We start from the raw sequence: 17675 nt of genomic DNA on the forward strand, positions 1-17675 counted from the left end.
AGTTCGTCGGATTTGCGAGGCGCAATGCTTGGGACCGTGCCTGGCCTGGTAGGCGTCGCCGTCTTCTCGGCAGTCATAAACCTTCTCGCCCTGACCGGCTCGGTCTATATGCTGCAAATTTACGATCGCGTTTTACCTTCGCAGAGCGTTCCGACGCTTGTCGGGTTCACGATCGGAATGCTGGGTCTTTACGCTGTCTACGGGCTGCTGGATTTCGTGCGGCTGCGCCTGCTGGTTCGAGTGGGCAATCGTGTCCATAGGAATTTGAAGCAGAGGGTGTTCGGCCTCTCGCTGTCCTTGCCGCTCATTGGCGGGCAGGATGCGAACCGGATACAGCCCCTCCGTGATCTCGATCAGTTACGCGGCTTCCTTTCCGGAATGGGGCCGACTGTTATATTCGACGCTCCGTGGATTCCATTTTACCTGCTGATCATCTATTTCCTGCATCCTGCGCTCGGTCTGTTGTCCACAAGCGGTGCGATCATTGTCGTGCTGCTCACGGTCATGGCGGAAGTTCTTGGCCGCACATCGGTGACACGCGCGTCCGAGACGCTGGTGTCGCAGCGCAATCTCGCCGAATCCGGACGCCGCAACGCGGAGGTCGTACGCGCGATGGGCCTTTCCGCACGGCTTGCCCACCGCTGGGGCGAGATCAATAACGCATATCTGAGGCACCAAGAGAAGCTTTCCGACGTCGTCGGCGCCACCGGGGCACTCTCTAGGGCACTGCGTTTGGCCTTGCAGTCCTGCGTTCTTGGACTGGGTGCCTACCTGGTGATAGGAGGCGAAGCCTCGCCAGGCGTGATCATCGCATCCTCCATCTTGCTGGGCCGCTCATTGGCTCCTGTTGACGCCGCTATCGCGAACTGGCGAGGCTTCGCCGCGTTCCGGCAAAGCTATTCGCAACTGGCAACGGCCCTGGCCGCTTTTCCTGACCGGGACGAACATATGGAACTTCCGCGCCCCCAAGCGGAGCTTGCGGTCGAGGACCTGACTATAGCGCCACCGGGCCAGCAAAAACCGACGGTAGCCAATGTCAGCTTCCGCCTGGCTGCAGGGACGGGAATGGCCGTTGTCGGCCCGAGCGGTTCTGGCAAAAGCACGCTTGTGCGCGCGCTGGTGGGCGTCTGGCAGCCACTTCGCGGCACGGTGAGGCTGGACGACGCCTCGCTTGACCAATGGGACCAAGAACACCTTGGCGCACATATTGGCTACCTGCCCCAGGACGTCGAACTGTTTGATGGAACGGTTGCCGACAACATTTCGCGATTTGGCGGGAAGGGCGACGCCAAGGGCGTGCTTGCAGCTGCCAAGGCAGCGGGCGTCGACAAAATGATCCTGCGATTGCCGAACGGTTTTCAAACACGCATGGGCGAGGGAGGAACAGCCTTGTCGGCTGGACAGCGGCAACTCGTAGGGCTTGCAAGGGCACTTTACGGCGATCCGTTTCTTGTCGTTCTGGACGAGCCGAATTCAAATCTGGACGTCGATGGCGATACCGCCTTGGCCGGTGCGATCCTGGCAGTGCGCAGACGTGGAGGCATCGTCATCGTAGTTGCGCACCGTCCTTCTGCCCTTACCAATATCGACAGGGTACTCGTAATGTCCAATGGGATGCTTCACGCCTTCGGCTCACGCGAGGAGGTCCTGGCCAACGTCATCCGCCCCTTTGCTGCGCCTGTTGAACGCCCGGCAGCGGCCGTCGCGATGCACAAAGGGGTGAGCGGTCATGCATGAGGGATATTTTTTTGTCTGAGGCGACGATGGCTCCATCGGCCCCGATCGGCAATGGGAGCCGGCGCAACGCGATGATTTCGGGCACGCGCGATGGAATCAGGGCCAACCTGATCCTGGGGGCGGCGGTCACGGTTACGTTGCTTGCCGGCGGCGGGCTCTGGCTCGGTCTGACCAAGATTGCTGGCGCGGTAATTGCGCCTGCGACCGTGGTGGTCGAGAGCAACATAAAGAAGGTGCAGCATCTGACGGGCGGCACGATAGGTGGCATCTTCGCGCAAGACGGGGATCATGTACGGGCCGGCGATGTGATGGCACGGTTGGACGACACACTGACACGGGCCAATCTGCAGATAATTAGCAAGGATCTTGATCGGGCAACGGTTCGGCTTGTGCGGCTGGAGGCAGAGCGGCAAGGCCTGTCGGAGATGCAGCTTCCGTTCAGCCTTCAAGCGCGAATGGGCGAGCCGGAACTGGCTGCCCTGGTGAACGGTGAGCGCACGCTGTTCGAAAGCCGCGCTACGGCCCTCAACGGGCAGAAGGCACAATTGCAAAGCCGCTCAAAGCAACTCGAACGCCAAGTTGAGGGCCTCAAGGCGCAACAGACCGCGGAAGAACAATCCGTGGTCCTGCTGGATGGCGATCTTGTCGATGTACAGGCGCTTTTTACAAAGAAACTGGTGTCCAAAGAGCGACTTAGCAACATCAGGCTGGATGCCACCCGGGCGCACGGAGAATCGGGGCGCCTCGCGGCGGCAGTTGCCGAGGCGCAGGCCCGGATCAGCGAGACCGAATTGCAGATTCTTCAGCTCGATGAACAAAGGCGTAGTGACGTGACGAGCGAACTTCGTGAAACGGAAGCCAAGCAAACCGAACTCAGCGAGCGCAAGGTTGTGGCACAGGACGAACTGGCCAAAACCACCATCCGCGCTCCGCAATCGGGAACGGTACAGGAATCTTCCATTCACACGATCGGCGGCGTGATTGCCGCGGGCGAGGTTCTCATGATGATCGTCCCTGACACCGGCAACCTTGTGGTCGACGCGCTGATTGCGCCGTCGCGCATAGATGACGTTCGTCCAGGTCAGCGGGTCTCGATCCGGTTTCCGGCTTTCGACGCCGGCACCACGCCTGCCTGCCAAGGGTCTGTCAAGCGCATCTCGGCGGACCTGATAAAAGATCAACAGCGCCAGCTTTCTTATTTCTCGGCGCGCATCAATGTCGAAGACAAGTCCACCTGTCTGACCGATGCCAAAGTGCTCAAACCCGGTATGCCAGCGGAGGTTCACATAAGTACGGACGAACACAGCGTCTGGTCTTATCTGCTGAAGCCGCTTACCGACCAGATGTCGAGGGCTTTCCGGCAATGACATGGCGGCTGTGAGCGGTCGACCGCGGGAACACGGCAGGCGTGCTTGCTGACATATTAGGGTAGGCGACGTGATGCCGACAGGGGTGACGCCTGCGGCCGACGCGCGAGGCTCGTCTGGGACATTGTCCCGGCTACAAGGATACCCCAACAGGATTTTCCTGGCCGCCTCACCAAGTCCTGCCCCGACAACAGCGTTAGTGTCCTGTCATCTTTTGCGCAACAAACAGCGCATACCGTTCCACGATCATCAACATGGGCAATTGCCTCACGAGGAGAGGTTCTTTGCTTCCTACGACGCGGCGAGGGCCCTGCGGCGGACACGGCGTGCGGCATGCACCGTTCGGTCTGCAGTCACCGCTACATTTGCCACGTCAGACGTATGCGGCAAGGCGTTCGCGCTTCCATGCGACCTCTTGTAGGGCAGCAATTCCCTGACCCGAGCATTGACCGAGGCAATTTCGACCCGCAAGTCCTCGCATTCCTGCCGTCTCACATCGAGTTCAATCTGATCGGACGCCTGCTGCATGGACAGCTGTGCAAAATCTGCGGCGATCTTGGAAAGGTTCACCTTGTTGGTTTCGGCCTCCTCGGTGAGTGCGGCCAACCTTTCGTCGGTCACCTGTTTTTCCGCCAGGGCGTCGCTCCATTGTAGCTGGAGCCTGGCGATCTCGGCCGCGGCCTCGTTGTTTGCGATTGAGGCGAGTTCGAAGCGCGATTGGAGACTTTGAATTTCTGAGCGCAATCCTCGGTTCTCAGCCTGGCAGCGTTTAAGCTCGCCATCCATGTCCGCCTGCATAATCTTGGCTGCTTCGGTCACCTCCCATAGCTTCGCCTGCGCAACCTCGAGTGAGGTGTGCAACTTGATTGCCTCTTTTTCGCTCTTGCCGAGCGCACTCAGCATTTCGGAATTTCGCGCAGCTTCGTTGGCATGGATCGTGGAGAAGGCATCCAGCCTATGCCGTGCCTCTTCCTCCCGCTTCATGGCCTTTTCCAGGTCAATAGACAGGCTCACATTCTTTTCACGCAGCTGTTTGTTCTCTCGGGAGCGCCTGTCGGCCTCGGCATTTGCGGCGGCAAGCATGTTCGTGAGGTCGCCAAATTCCGCTTCGTTCTTTGTGGTGGTGTTCGCCGCTTCGACCAGCTCCAGCCTTGCCGCGGCCAATGCGCCACGGAGCACTTTGCACTCCTGAACAAGGCTTGCCTGGCGCTGCTGCAATGTCTCGACCGTGCCCTGACGCTCACAGTACCGTCTGTTCAGGTCATTGAGTGTTTCCGACAAGCTCCTTTGATCTGCGATCAGATTTTGATTCGCCAACTCCAGTTCGTTGGCACGGAGAATGTCCGCGTGAAGGATGTGAAAAAACTCGAACGTCAGTTGACATGTGCTTGTAATTTCGGAGATTTTTGCGTTGATCTCCTCGAAATGGAGCTTGGCATCGTGGAACAAGCCGTTAAACGAGCTCACGGCAGCAATTCGGCTCTGCGTGTGTGAGGTCAGCCGATGTGCTGGTATCGGCGAGCTATCATCGTCGTCGCCGGCACCGCCCTCACTCCATACGCTGTCATCCTGTTCGTTGTTGTCGCCTGCCATGTTTGGCACGTCGGCGACATCCTCCAAATCGAGGCACTGGTCGACAGCGTTAGCCAAGTCAGCTTCGAGATCGTCGAACGACCTCTCCACATTGTCCTCGGCGCGTCTGATCAAATCCCTGAACTTCATGACTTCATCCCCTGCAGCCGCATGCCCGGAACCATTGAGGCACGAGGACTGAGATGCTTTTGTATCGAGAGCTCAACTCAGCGTCTTCGTTCAATCAAACGATGCCAGGGCGCCGGCGCCGCGAGGAGCCGAGAGCTGCGATTGGAAGGCCCTACATCGGTCTAGGTGCCTGCTGACTTATTCTTGAGGACTGCGCGGCTCCCCTTCTTGCCATCGTCTTGGCGTCAATGGTGTGTTGCCTGGGCACATTAACGCTCAGGTGCAGAAGCCCCGACGAACGGCCCGGCACAGCCTCTTGTGGGGCGCATCAGGCGGCCGGGCCTAACCGGCGGTTGAGTGTTTTGGTTTGCCGGCTGACTCACCATGCGACATTGGCGAGGCAAGCGCATCATTCGAACGAATTGGGGACCGGCCGCCTGGCCGCTCAATCACACTAAGCTTCCGTTGCCGGAGCTGGCGACGAGGTGCTTTGCCTCGAGCATTGGTATCTACATACGAAGCGGCAATACGCGCCGATGGAGCAGTGGTCCGACCCGTCAAACTATCGCTGCAAAATGCGCGGCGGAAGGCATCCGAGGATATTCTCCGTTCAGCGGTAGGAGATCGAACGCGGGCGATCTTGCTGAATTCCCCAAACAATCCCGGCGGATATGTATTCGGCAAGGAGGATCATTGCCACATTTGCCGAGCGGCACAATCTATGGATCATCAGCGATGAGGTTTACCGCAGCACAATATTCAACGGCGAGTTCCTCTCAACAGCATCTGCAGGCTAGGATGGACGCTTGGGCCGGTCTTGGCATCAGTTTGGAAAATCTTGCGCAATGCATGTTTTTCGGATCGCCGACCTGTATTCAGGATGCCGCAGCGGTGGCTCTCGATGAGGCGGTGACGAAGAGATGCGGTTTTCTCAAGCGAACTGCAGCGCTGCATCGTTGATTACGCACGTGGCGCTCCCCTCAAGATAGGTGGTTACCATTCTCGCGCTGCCGGTGAGCATTGGAGTCCGCACTGTGTTGGACGTGCGCTCATGCGTCGGGAAATTTCTTATAGACAGGGGAGGGTCTGTCAGGCTGGAAAATCACAAGCTGCCCCGCGAATGAGGAAGCAAAAAAGGTGCAAGACCAGATCGATTCTTCCGGGCAACTCGGTCCTCGCATCATCGCCGATCAGCGGCCGTACCGTCGAGAACCAAAATGCGCACGATCTCAGCCGGTCGGCTTCGACCAAAACATGCGGACTACCGGACGGGGACAGTCGGTGCCGCGTCCCGTCCTGTGGCCGGCGCTATGCTGACGCTCCTACGGTATCCCGTTCACCGCGGCAGGAGGGCGAATTTCCTCCGTCCTGCGCGGGACAACCGTCCACTGTTGCGGCCGCACGCAGGACTGCGGCTTATACGCCGTTCTTCCTTTGAGCGGCGTCCAGTTCGCAGGGCTAAATCACCATTGGTATGCAGACGAGCCTCTCGGCGTCTGGACAGAGATCAATTGCGCTTTGCACCAGGGTTCCTGGATCGTAAGCTCCAAACACGCTGCAGTCGCCTGATATGGTCCACTACGTTGGCCGGCTCATACGGCTTCGCAAGGTGCGGGCCTTCCTGACAAAGGTCGCCCGCCGCGATCGCAGTTCGTTCTACTGCGGCAGAAAGCACTATTTTGACCTCGGGCTTGTTCTCGCGAACCCACTTCGACAGTTGGAACCCGTTCATGTTGCCCGGCAGGTCAACGTCACACAAGACGGTGTCCACACCGAACTCCGCATAGTTCAACGCTTGTTGCGCCTCACGTGCGAAATGAGCCTCAATCACCCTGTAGCCACAGTGGCGGAGATAGTCCGCGATGACGCATCGGGCGATGACGTCGCCGTCAACCACGAGGATCGTTTGGCTCTGTTGGTTCGGGGCTTCCATTGACGGAGAACGGTCAGCAACCGGCAGGGTTCCACGCATCATGACCTGCGCGGGATGCCGACCGAAGATCGCGGCGAGATCCTGCACGAAATGATCCCTGCCGGCGGGCGCATTCAATTCAGCGGAGCGATGCCGCACTGGTGACGCCGTTTGCCACCTGGTCGACGAGACGGGCTAGAAGGCATGGTCTCGAAGCTCGAGGGCAGTCCATATCGCAGCGGCAAACGAGCGCTTGGCGCAAGATCAAGTGCTTTGAGGAAAAGGAAATGCAAATCATCGGTGCACAGCGCGAGCGCGGCAAAGCTACCCAGGTGATCATGGCTGAAAAGGCCTCTACAAAGGCGGCGCACTCGTCAACTTCAATGCCGATGAGCGGCAAGCGCTTTGGGATCGTGTCCAGGGCAAGGTTGGCGGCCCCGGTCCCGAAGGGACATAAAAAGGAAAAGGCCGAGTGGCTGAAGCCCGGACTGGTTGGCTGGGTCGAGACCCTCAAAGGCGAAGAGAAGCTGCGGCACGCAAGGCTGCTGGATTTCCGGGAGGATGATGCAAATGGCCATGCCTAAGAAAGATCAGGAACGCGCCACCTACGCCTGGATGTACGGCGCCCAAGCGCGCAAGGATGGCAAGGAGCGTGAGGTGCCAGCTTACTGGCAGGAACATGCCGACGCGTGGCAGCGGGGCTTTGACGGTGTGGCGATGGACGGTTTTGGCAAGACCAAAACCGTCAACGACGAGATGGAGGCCGAGGTCGACGAAGCTGCCGTCGAGCGCCCCGACGAATAGCCATTTTGCCGTATGCCGTATGGTCGTTTTTAATTGGAGAAGGGTTTCGTTGGGCCTATAAAGATTGCGTTTACCATTGCCTTTTTAGGAGGATGCGATGGTTGCAACGCCCATAGATATCGCTCAAGCGGCCACTGCGACTACGGCTACCTTGCTGAAGTGGCAGAAGTCCATGGAGGAACGCGCCACGTTTCGCCAGAACATGGATCAATCGCGCAGGGCGATCCAAGCCTCACGCGAACTGCTGAAGCGCCTTCGCCAACGTCATCGCGACGAGATGTCGGAAAGTTCGGAAAATGCCGACCCGTCTACTGCGCCGATATCGCAACGCGCCGGCAGCTAGCGGGAGGCGACCAGAGCCGATGTGATGGGGAAAGTTTCACTGGCCGTTCCTTGGGTGGGCAGGCAAGTTAAACTTTGTCAACGAGCGGCCTTTTTCGCGCTCGCGGAAGTGCCACGTGGCTTTCGACCAGGCGCACGTGCTCGGCGTCGACAGTCACCAATGGCCGGAGGCTGACGGTTACCTTGTCCCCGTCGATGCGTGTGACAGGGCCGATCAATTCCATATGCTGGCCAATTACAGCCTTCGAAGTCGAATCGACAACAGAATGCGGGAAGTCGTAGGAGGGGATCGTCACGCTTATGCGATCGGGCGTCACCCGGCTGCGCACAATCGCCGTGACTGCGACCTCGTCGCCAACTTTGATACTTCCCCGAGCCATGCCCAACACTTTGGAGCAGCCGGCACCGGCGTCAAGATGAGGGGGAGCTAATAAAACCCCTCCGCGCCGCGATTGTGACGCGGGGCGATCCGATCGCCGCCAGCGACTTAGCAGACCAATTGATGACAGCGGCCGAGAAGCCTGGCATCCCTGCCGACCAAATCAACGGCGAAATCGAAAGCGTTCCAACTGCTCTTAGAGGTGATGCGGCGCGAGAGTTGCGCGAGGAGAACCAGCCCGGAGGCTTCTCCGGGGCTGTGCCGGTCCTGTCCCGTTCCAGCGGATGAACTGCGCCTTCTGGCCGGTGACCGTCTCAATCGACTTCAACAGGGGTCCATGGGCCTCAGGTAGAGCTTGGCAGTGCTCCCTGTGGTACGCCAGGAGCGGCCCGGCGATGCTCTTGTGCAGCGCTTCGGCTGCCGCCAGGAAGCGCTCGATTTCAGCCCGGGAAAGCTGTTCGGAAGGTTTGTTCTGGCCATTGGCGCTCTCCATTGAGGGCGTCGCCGCAACGAGGACCATAATCCTACATGCCAGGCCGTCTGACAAGCGCCTCGCCGGCCTTACCTGAAGGAAGACGCAGGGCCACGGCGCCAAGCGGAGCCATCAGGAGCAACCCGCAAAGATGAGCAACGGCAGGCCCGGCGACCTCCTTTGGCACATGGGACAAACAAGAAGGGCGCCGAGCCTTACCGGCGCTGCTTTGTGAGGGAGACGACGCTGGATGATGAGAGTATGCGATCATGCTAATGTCTGCGAACCATGCGAATGAAGGAAAGCCGCGTGGCAGTGCCAATCAACGACGTTGAGACCAAGGTCGGCGGGTGCGATCAGGTTCGGACCATGATGACGGGCTGGTTGGCCTGCACATGGTGGTGGCTACCGCGCTACCGCCTTGCTTTGCGCCAGCCGACGGCCCATGCCTCTGCCTCGCTGCACAGCCAGCGCTCGCTGTACTGAAACTGATCGTCGTCTTCCAGTAATGCTCCTGCCCTGGAACGTGATAAATCGCTCATCGGTACTGGTGGAAATGTTGCCCTTGATATCGCGGCTCCCCGCGCCGGCCGTGCGGGTGCCACTCAGCCAGCCAGCTGGGATGAGCCGGTCAGGGAACCATCACCAGCGCCGGCAGATATTGCCGTCGCCACATCCACCGCCCCTTTGCGTTCTTGCGCCAGCGGTCGGCCTGATCCGCACCTTGATGACGCTGGACTTTGCCCACGCCCTCTCCCCCGAGTGCAGAATGCTTCCAAAGCGGTAGCGAGTCCAGACCGGAACATTAGCGCCGTCTAACGGTCATTTCGGCAGTGTTCCGAACCGTGATTGGTAGAGCGTTGGTGGCGTTTCATCTTGTCTATTTTTCCGGCCTGACGGCAGACCAGCTGCTAGGCAGCGCCGTTTCTATGATAGTGTGTTTGCTGCTTTATCACGCTCTAGCTACGGACCCTTAACTGATGGTCCACTTCCCGGCTACCCGGCAATCGAAGGTCGCGCGACGTTCCCGACTTTTTCAGCATGATGAGAAGGGCCTCTAGGATTTGTTGTGCGCCCGTAGCCAGTGCCCATGCATTCGCGACGATCTCTCACGCTCTGTCATCCCGCCCTCCTAAAATATGTGGTCGGAGCGTGCTTTAGAAAGCTTCGCCCCAGCAGGGGCGTGCTTGACGATTTCGGCGAACAGAAAAAGTCGCCGGCTCCGCCCGACCAGGCCGGGATGGTCGTTGGGAAATTTGTTGACGGCGCTCGTGTTCACCTCACGTCCAACGCGGTTGAATTGCAGCTGACCGTCGAAGTCGTGGCTGAGAATGTCCTTGAGGCTGGTCCTTTGGTCCCCGGGTCCAGCCAGGCGTCATAGTATGCCTGGTAGAGAATGAGAGGCTGTTGATCATGTGATGCTGGTGCAGCTGGTTATGTCGAGATTGGAATTGTAAGCCCAAAGCCCGGCGAACGAGAAAGGCGCGTGGGCTGGCTGGGGCAAAGCGCGCAGCTGAATGACCGGAAGCTGCAGACGGACGATTGGTCACCCTTCTCTACGAGCAATCCGGCCTGCTCGGAGTGTCAGGGATATCCGGTGATATGCGGACGCTAATCGACTCCGATGATCCTCTTGCCGCCGAAACAGTCGATCTCTTCGTCTATCGTATCGCACGCGAGATCGGGTCGCTGGCCGCTGCGATAGGCGGACTGGACACGCTGGTGTTCAAGGCAGGCGTAGGCCAAAACGCCCAATGTATTCGAGAGAGGGCCGGGGCTGTGGCCGGCTGGCTTGCGGTTAATATCGACCACAAGCTGAATGGACGAGGCGACGAGGTCATCAGCCTTGCTGGTTCCGACGTCGACGTGCTTGTGATCCCCACGGATGAAGAGAGAGCCGTGGGGATCCAGCTGCTATCTGTGCGCCCTCAAGCTTTGTCGCTCGTGCCCTGAGCGCCGAACCTGATGCTACTGGCGCGGCGGGTGTCTCGACCTGTCAGGAGTTCGGCGGCAGCAGCATGGTCCGATAGCCGGCCATCAAGGCGATCAAGGTTGCTGCAACCAGCGGCAACCAGAACTTGGTCGGTCCGGCAAATACTGCCAGCGATGCGCGGCGATGCCGTCAGCACCGTCAGGAACCAGACCTCCCACGGGTTGAAACCGCCCATGGGTCAATCGTCCGGTTTGGCAACAAGGGCCAAGATGATCGCTGCCGCAGCCGTGCGGCAAGACATTTGCGGCGGTGTTCCTCCGGCAACGACTTGTTTCAGCTAGTTGTGGAGGTGCGACAATTGAAATCCGGGCTGGCGTTCGACGCCGGATAACAGCGATTCCGCCGATCGGAACATGTCCTCGAATTCCAACTCGTTTTCAAACACCACGCCGCCGACGCTGATGGTCAGCGTGTCCGCGGTTCCTTTTGGCGCGAAATAGGCTTGGGCCACGCGCGCCCGGATACGGTCGCCGATCTCCCTGGCGTCGTCTTCTGTCGCACCGGGCAGAAAGACCCCGAACATGGAGGTTCCGATCCGGCCCACCAGATCTTCCTTGCGTACCGATGACTGGATGGTCGAGGCTATGAGCCGCAAGGCTTCGTCACCCCAGCCAAGGCCGAAGCGCAGATTGATGGACCTGATGTGTTCGGGATGAATGACCAGGAAGGCGCCAGATCTTGGACCAGACGATTCCGGCCTGGTTGCTCTCCTTTCGACCATCGACGTGAAGACTGTCCGGTTGAGGCAGCCTGTCAGGCTGTCAAAGGTCGCCGACTTGTTGAGTTCTTTTCGATAACGGACGAGCTCGGTCCGCTGCAGTCCAATGAACAGGAAAAGTGGGCCACCGACGATGACCGGCAACAGGATCGCGGTGACCATGCTGCGGCCGAAGGGCGTCAAGGCTTCCGAGAACAGAAGCAGATAATTTAGGCCAACCGAGAGGAGCAGAATTCCCGCCGATCCCAGGGCAGTCAGCCATGCGATATCTTTCCATTGCCGGGGCGAGCTATTCGCCATTGGTGTCATCATTAGCCAATCTCCCGCCTGATCGGCTGTCATAAGGCCAAGGTGCTGCACTTTCAGTTTCGAGGAAACATACAATTTTAGTAATGGCGCAATCACCTACCATCGGCCCGAAATCAGCCCTTCAAAAGCAAGGCTACGGCGGCAAAAGCAACGACACCGAATTATCGGCTATTGCGGCGGGCCGAATATCCCCATCTGCGCGTCTCTGGCCACTGCCTCCGCCTTGCCATAGATTCCATTCGCCAAGGCCGTCGCCCAGCCATTGGAAACAAGCCACGCGCCGACATCCTGCTTGCCCAAGCTGCACGGTGCCGCAATGGCAAAACGATCGATTTCCGGCGGCACGACGCATTTCAGCGCCCGGCCGCGCAGCCAGGAATTGAACGTCGCGCGCGCACGCTGGCCGCAAGGCCAGGCGATGCCACGAAAGGAACAGGTCTCATCCAGGTCAATGCCTTGGATCCCGCTGATGGCTACCTTGCGCCCCATCGATTCGAAGGTTGCCGACGAGGTAGCAACCGGTTGGTACAGCAGGACCTCTTTCCAATCCTTTGGCATTCGCATCCCTGCAGGCGCGGCCAGACCAAGGTCGCTGAGCGGCGGGCGCGGCTCGACCCGTTCGATTTGCGCCGAATCAAGCTGTGGCGGCGCGATAAGGTCCTGAGCAATCTTGCGTGCCCGTCCTCGCCATGGCGTATTGGCGACGGTCGCAACTGGTCGCAGTGGCTGGCTATCGTCGATGGATTGACGCGGCGCTGGTATCGGCCGATCGATGGGAAGCAGATCGGCGGCCCGGATGATCAACAAGACCCCGGCCAGGAGGAGCAGGCTTCCGAGCGCTATCAAGCGATTGTGCCTCGGCCAGCCCATCAACTCAAGCAAGGTTCCTTGCCCCTCAATACCCCGATGTCGATTTGGCGACCAGCTTGAGTGCACCTTTTTGAACCTGATAGAAGGGCATGGATCGCTCACTGGAGCCATCCGCCCGAAACCGGAACAGGCCGGTCGATCCGCGAAATCCGCTCCGATTTTCGAGCACCTGCTTGCTGAAGCCGTCAGGCCCGGCCGAACTTGCAATTCCTGCTGTCAGGGCGACCATATCATAGGCGTAGGCGACATTGGCGTCGGCTGGATAATTGTAGGTCGTCTTGAAGCGGTCGGCGATTGGGCCGGTTTCGGTTGGGTCGAGCGTGGCGATATAGGAGCCTTCAAACAGCGGCTCCATCGGATGTTCCAGCCAGCGGTTGGTTCCAATGACGGCGACTGCTTTTCCGGGAATGCCTTTCGTTTTGAGCGCCGCAAGGATCTGCGCCGGATTGTCGTCGCCGCTGGCGATGATGATGGCATCGGGAGCCTCGACCAGCGAGCCCGCATCATTGACCACTTTGGTGCCGCCATCGCCGGCCGGATACGGAATGGTGACGGCGAGTGTCGCGCCATAGATGCTGAGGCTGTTGGCGACCCGCTTTTCAACCACGCCGGCATTCGCGCCCGCCGCAACGAGCAACACGAACTTCTTGCTGCCTTTGGCCGCCAGGCCGGCTGCGCCCGCGGCCGCGCTGTCGGCCTCGTTGAGGCGCACCGCATAGACGCCCGGGCCGCCGGCGAAATTGTCGGCCAGCGCCAGCACCGGCGGTCGCTTCGATCCCGAGAGCTTGGCTATGTGCTGCGCGGCCGCGAGTTCGACCGGGCCGATGACGATCTTGGTTCCAGTGGTGATCGCCTTCACAGCCAATTCGCTGGCGTGCGCGCTGTCGCCCTTGGTGTCCTCGACCGTGACCGTGAGCAGGACATTTCCAAGGTCGGCCATCGCGAGCTTGGTCGCATCGAGCATCTTCCTGCCGTTTTCGCCGGCGTTGCCCGGGGCCGACAAAGGCAGCAGCATCGTGACCTTCGTCGATCCCGTGCCGAGCGATTGCGTCGCCTGGGCGGGACCGGCAACGGCGCCGGTGACCGGCGCTCCAGGTGCGGCGATCGCCGCCGGGTCGAGCGCGTCCGAGACGCTGCCTTTCGACTGGCAGCCCGACACTATGCCAGCTAACGCAAAGACGATCGCCCACGTCCACGAACCGTGTCGCTGCCGGCCAGAATCCATGATGCCTCCCTCATATCCCGCCGGGTATTTGTCCCGGTCTCATCCGTTCATCTTACGGCAGACTTGCCTCGCCGTCTTTGCAATTGCTGGATTATGGCTCAGCCGTCGAAAAGTTTTGCCCGGAGCGCCTTGATCATTCTGGCTTGCCCGGCGCTTCGATAGTCCGCGCATTTCATGTATCGTGGGCCCGGCACGAACAGGCGGCGCACACAAATCCGCCTCGCCGGGGCAGGGGCACCATCGTCTCCTGCTGTCGGGAATGCGGAGAATCCGAACGTCGCCACCGGCAATGGCCCGGCCACCGCAAAACCTTCTCTCGCCAGGATTGCAAGCGCACGCCGGCAGTAGCGGACCGAAAGTTCGGAGAACCGGGTTTCACCGTGCCCGGCACGATACTTCATGACGGTGGTGCAGAGATCGCCTGCGGCAAGGCTGTTTGCCTGCGCCAGATATCTGACGCCGAGCGCGATGTTGGTCGCCGGCGCGCCAAGCTCGTCGAGCGAGCCACGAAAGCCCAGCATTCGGGCCGTCGCGGGCATTACCTGCATCAACCCGACCTCACCATCGGCGCCGTGCACATCGGGATCGAATCCGCTTTCGATCTCCATCACCGCGTGCGCCAGCACCGGCTCCAGGCCGTAGAGCGATGCCTGGCACGTCGCGAACGCCTTGAATGTCTCGCGCGTCCATTCCGGAGCGACATCGCAGCGAACCGGCCGCGTCAAGCCGGACGGAGCTTGCTGCTCGAGGGCAGGTCGTTCCAGCCAGTTGGCACGGGCTTCAGGGGCAAAAACGGCCAGTGCGATCGCTCCGGCAATCGCTCTCGACAATCTTCCACGGGCGATCATCGTCAGCCTGTCGGCGCGACTTGATCCCTTTCGGTCAGTTCATGTACTCGACCATGCGGTCGTGGAAGCACTCGCACTTGTTGAGCGTGTCCTCGTCCTTGTAGTTCGTCTTGAGGTAGCCATAGGCCATGCCGCAGGCGACCTTGGCTTCCGACGCCCAGACGAAGGCGGGGCGGGACGAATTGATCCATTCCGAGCTGTTGGCGACGGCCACCGACTCGTCCATCAGCTTGACCACCTGGACCTTGAGATCGACGATGTTGTCGTTCAACACCAGGTTCGATGTGCCGACGGTCCGGCAATAGTCGGCCACCGGCCCGTCGATGATGTCGGCGGCATAGCCCGTCGACCCGACTGCCAGCAACAGCGTCGCAGCGGAAACCAACAGTCTTACGGAACGTTTCATGATGAGATCCCCCTCTGTATTCCTAATCTCTAATACATAGCATAGTCGCGTGGCCCCGCACCATGCTCCTAGACCACGTTTGCCGTTGTCGTATGCTGCGTCACTCCGTCATCGTAGAGCAGGGTGATCGTGTTGGCGACGGGTGCATTCGTCAAGGTGGCCACGTCCACGAAATTGGCGCCGTTGGCCAAACCGTCGGCGTCGACGCTGACAGTGTTCGTTCCCGCATTGTAGTTCACGAAGTCGCCGACATTGGCCCCTCCGGCGGCTGTATCGAACAAGGAGGTAAGGTCGATGATGTCGCCATGGCCGCCGACACCGCTGTAGTCAGCGATAAGATCTTTGATGTCGAGGTGCTCGAGCTTGAACGTATCGACGCCTATACCACCGGTGAGCGTGTCCTGACCGGAACCGCCGATCAGCAGGTCGTTGCCGTCGCCGCCGAACAGTATGTCCGCTCCCGAGCCGCCGTAAAGCGTGTCGTTACCGGAGTTGCCCGACAAGGTATCATCGCCGCGTCCGCCGGAGAGGATATCAGCCTGGAGATTGAGTCCATTGAGGGTGTCGTTACCGTCCTCGCCGAGCAGCGTGGTTTCTGTCGCGGTCGTGGTGTGAGTGTCCACGCCCGAAGTTCCTTGCCAGGTGCTGAGATCGGGCGAAAGGTGTGCCGTCACTGACCCGGCAATTGGGTCGCCGTCACCGTCGGTTGCCGTGACCGGGATCGAGATGTCGAACGGTGTGACGGCGTTGGCGGTCGTGTAGGTGACCGGGCCTAGCTTGAAGTCATTCGAGCCAACATTGGCCGAAATTTCGATTGCGCTGAACGGGTCCGAATTTGCAACCACGGTAAAGGTGTCGCCTTGCGCGAGACCGGTGATCGTCCACGTTCCGTCCCCATTGTTCGTTGCGGTCGGAGTAGCTCCGCCGGAGCCGTTGACGACAGTGACCAAGGCGCCGAGGGCCGTGCTTTCGCCGGTAACATCACCTATGTAGGTGTTATCATAGTCGGCGTTGACCGGGCGGATCGTTATAGAAACCAGGCCAGGTCCCGAGACATTGCCAATCCCCTGTGTATAGCTAGCCACCTCGTAGTGATCCGTATAGTGGGTTCCCGCCCCGATGCCCGCGGGGGTTCCGGCGATGGTGCCGTCGGTGGTTGCATTGCTGACGAAATCGAAGCGGATCTTCTCACCAGGGCTGATGCTGTTTCCGCCATCGACGCCCCAACTGCCCGTGCTGGTGTTCACGGAATTGGGGCTGTTGGCGGTTGCGAGCAGGTCGCTGGTTGAGCCGATGGAGTCCAGGACAATCGCTTGGTTGTTGCCACCGCTTGGCGAGAAGTTCGCCGTATTGAACTGGTTGCCGGCAAACATCGTCGCGGCCTGGGTGTATGTCCAAGTATCTGTCGCCGGGTTCAGGGTCGCCGTGAAAGCGAGGTCGCTGCCGTTCGCGGCCGAGGTCCGTCCCTCCACAGTATGCGTATCGACGACGTGGAAGAAGACCTGCTCGCCATTCAGGAATATGTTTGTGCTGCCTGATGTGACGGCCGCGCCTTCGGTCACGTTGAACACGACATTGCCAACGCCGTCAGCACCGGCGCTCGCGGCAAAATTGATGCTCTCCGTCAGCACCGTATGCGTGGTGTTTTCCACGAAGATGCCATCCGGCTTGAATGGCAGCGGAACGTCGTCCAGGACCGTCAGATTGACCGATCCGGAAACATGATCACCGCTGGTGTCGGTTGCCACCACCTGAAGCCCGTTGATGGTGACGTTGCCCGAGCCGGCAAGATGCTGGAGCTGGTCGGTCAGTGTCGCGGTAACGACGGGTGTCAACGAACTGTTGGCGCCGGCGCTTGTGTTTGACAGCGCCAGATAGACGAATGCGCCGAGGTTCACGCTGCCGGCCGTTTGTATCAGACTGCCGACGAGTTGGTTGCCGACGAGCGCCCAGCTGATTGTGTATCCAGAGGCTAGGCCAGAAACAGTCGGCGCCACCCAGTTTGGATCGCCGGTCGGGTTGGCGAATGCAACATTAATGGCTTCGCCGGTCGTGGTGAAGGTGATGCCGCTGATTGCTTGCGCCGTCTCGCCGCGGCTGCCTGGGTTGGTGCCGGTCACGGCCCCGGCTTGGAGATCCGCAGGCGCCGAAGCATCGAGCGTGGTGTCGAGCGCGGCTTCGTTCAATGTCAACGATGCAGTCCCGCCACCCGATGGAACGGTGTTGGTCTGCACATTCAGGGTCACCGTGGCCGTCGAAGTGTCGCCGTCACCGTCCTTGATCGTGTAGGTGAAAGAGTCCGAGCCGACATAGATGCCCGTCGGCGTGTAGGTGAACGTTCCATCGTTGTTGTAGGTGACGGTGCCGTGAGCACCGTTGGTGGCGGTCACCTGGCCGCTGACCGGATTGTTGTCGGTGTCGACGCCGTCGGCTCCGAATTTGTCGTTGTCCAAGAGACCAGTGAGAACCGTTGCACCTGTGATGGTCGGAGCCCAGGTGTCGGCGGTGGCCGTCGGCACGTCGTCGACGATGGCGACGTTGATGGTGCCGGTGGTGGTGTTGCCGTTGGCGTCGGTGACCTTGTAGGTGAAG

Annotated in this window: 17 protein-coding genes; 8 read left to right on the forward strand and 9 right to left on the reverse strand. The window is 60.0% G+C overall.

Features of this window, described 5'->3' with window-relative positions:
• Positions 1–24 precede the first annotated feature (24 nt).
• Both NKI37_RS25780 and NKI37_RS25785 read left to right on the forward strand, forming a co-directional pair.
• Positions 25–1737 (forward strand): type I secretion system permease/ATPase, encoded by a 1713-nt coding sequence (locus NKI37_RS25780; protein ID WP_023834083.1) that lies wholly within the window; start codon positions 25–27, stop codon positions 1735–1737.
• A 71-nt stretch (positions 1738–1808) separates the two neighbouring features.
• On the forward strand, positions 1809–3104 hold the full coding sequence (locus tag NKI37_RS25785; protein WP_352712175.1) for an HlyD family type I secretion periplasmic adaptor subunit: 1296 nt from the start codon (positions 1809–1811) through the stop codon (positions 3102–3104).
• 291 nt (positions 3105–3395) lie between these two features.
• Here the strand turns inward: NKI37_RS25785 and NKI37_RS25790 are convergent, their stop codons facing one another.
• Entirely contained in the window at positions 3396–4826 is a 1431-nt protein-coding gene (locus NKI37_RS25790) for a coiled-coil domain-containing protein (RefSeq protein WP_352790158.1), read from the reverse strand.
• Between the two features lie 714 nt (positions 4827–5540).
• Between NKI37_RS25790 and NKI37_RS25795 the strand changes: the two genes are divergently transcribed.
• Positions 5541–5765: a hypothetical protein gene (locus NKI37_RS25795; RefSeq protein WP_196813616.1), complete on the forward strand. Its 225-nt coding sequence runs from the start codon at positions 5541–5543 to the stop codon at positions 5763–5765.
• A gap of 547 nt (positions 5766–6312) precedes the next feature.
• Here NKI37_RS25795 and NKI37_RS25800 read toward each other — a convergent pair.
• Positions 6313–6825: a response regulator gene (locus NKI37_RS25800; RefSeq protein ID WP_023753040.1), complete on the reverse strand. Its 513-nt coding sequence runs from the start codon at positions 6823–6825 to the stop codon at positions 6313–6315.
• Between the two features lie 179 nt (positions 6826–7004).
• Between NKI37_RS25800 and NKI37_RS25805 the strand changes: the two genes are divergently transcribed.
• The 5 genes from NKI37_RS25805 to NKI37_RS25825 all read left to right on the forward strand — a co-directional run bounded on the left by NKI37_RS25805 (position 7005) and on the right by NKI37_RS25825 (position 10667).
• Positions 7005–7301, forward strand: coding sequence for a hypothetical protein (locus NKI37_RS25805; protein WP_023824749.1), 297 nt, complete (start codon positions 7005–7007; stop codon positions 7299–7301).
• Positions 7288–7521: a hypothetical protein gene (locus NKI37_RS25810; protein ID WP_023733242.1), complete on the forward strand. Its 234-nt coding sequence runs from the start codon at positions 7288–7290 to the stop codon at positions 7519–7521. Before NKI37_RS25805 ends, NKI37_RS25810 begins: the two co-directional genes overlap by 14 nt.
• Before the next feature lie 97 nt (positions 7522–7618).
• A complete protein-coding gene (locus tag NKI37_RS25815) occupies positions 7619–7864 on the forward strand; it encodes a hypothetical protein (protein WP_023714697.1) in 246 nt (81 codons plus the stop codon).
• A gap of 1144 nt (positions 7865–9008) precedes the next feature.
• The gene (locus tag NKI37_RS25820; protein WP_352594923.1) at positions 9009–9200 is read left to right on the forward strand and encodes a hypothetical protein; all 192 of its coding nucleotides are present in this window, start codon (positions 9009–9011) and stop codon (positions 9198–9200) included.
• Between the two features lie 1056 nt (positions 9201–10256).
• Complete coding sequence (locus NKI37_RS25825; protein ID WP_023807288.1) at positions 10257–10667, forward strand: acetate/propionate family kinase; 411 nt, start codon at positions 10257–10259, stop codon at positions 10665–10667.
• On the opposite strand, the gene NKI37_RS25830 is transcribed toward NKI37_RS25825, so the two are convergent.
• The 7 genes from NKI37_RS25830 to NKI37_RS25860 all read right to left on the reverse strand — a co-directional run.
• Positions 10643–10882 (reverse strand): hypothetical protein, encoded by a 240-nt coding sequence (locus tag NKI37_RS25830; RefSeq protein WP_023696398.1) that lies wholly within the window; start codon positions 10880–10882, stop codon positions 10643–10645. The two genes, NKI37_RS25825 and NKI37_RS25830, sit on opposite strands and share 25 nt — an antisense overlap.
• Before the next feature lie 102 nt (positions 10883–10984).
• Positions 10985–11737 (reverse strand): GGDEF domain-containing protein, encoded by a 753-nt coding sequence (locus NKI37_RS25835; protein ID WP_023691474.1) that lies wholly within the window; start codon positions 11735–11737, stop codon positions 10985–10987.
• 165 nt (positions 11738–11902) lie between these two features.
• Complete coding sequence (locus NKI37_RS25840) at positions 11903–12616, reverse strand: thermonuclease family protein (protein WP_245260618.1); 714 nt, start codon at positions 12614–12616, stop codon at positions 11903–11905.
• 13 nt (positions 12617–12629) lie between these two features.
• Positions 12630–13829, reverse strand: a complete 1200-nt coding sequence (locus tag NKI37_RS25845; protein ID WP_352713779.1) for an ABC transporter substrate-binding protein — start codon at positions 13827–13829, stop codon at positions 12630–12632.
• Positions 13830–13927: 98 nt separating this feature from the next.
• A complete protein-coding gene (locus tag NKI37_RS25850) occupies positions 13928–14677 on the reverse strand; it encodes a lytic transglycosylase domain-containing protein (RefSeq protein ID WP_352713782.1) in 750 nt (249 codons plus the stop codon).
• A gap of 34 nt (positions 14678–14711) precedes the next feature.
• Complete coding sequence (locus NKI37_RS25855; protein WP_023824758.1) at positions 14712–15083, reverse strand: hypothetical protein; 372 nt, start codon at positions 15081–15083, stop codon at positions 14712–14714.
• Positions 15084–15151: 68 nt separating this feature from the next.
• Positions 15152–17675: beta strand repeat-containing protein (locus NKI37_RS25860; RefSeq protein ID WP_352794590.1), on the reverse strand; the 2524-nt coding region annotated here is incomplete at its 5' end.

The sequence above is a fragment of the Mesorhizobium sp. M0626 genome (assembly GCF_040320665.1).
In the GTDB taxonomy this organism is placed as follows: Bacteria; Pseudomonadota; Alphaproteobacteria; order Rhizobiales; family Rhizobiaceae; genus Mesorhizobium.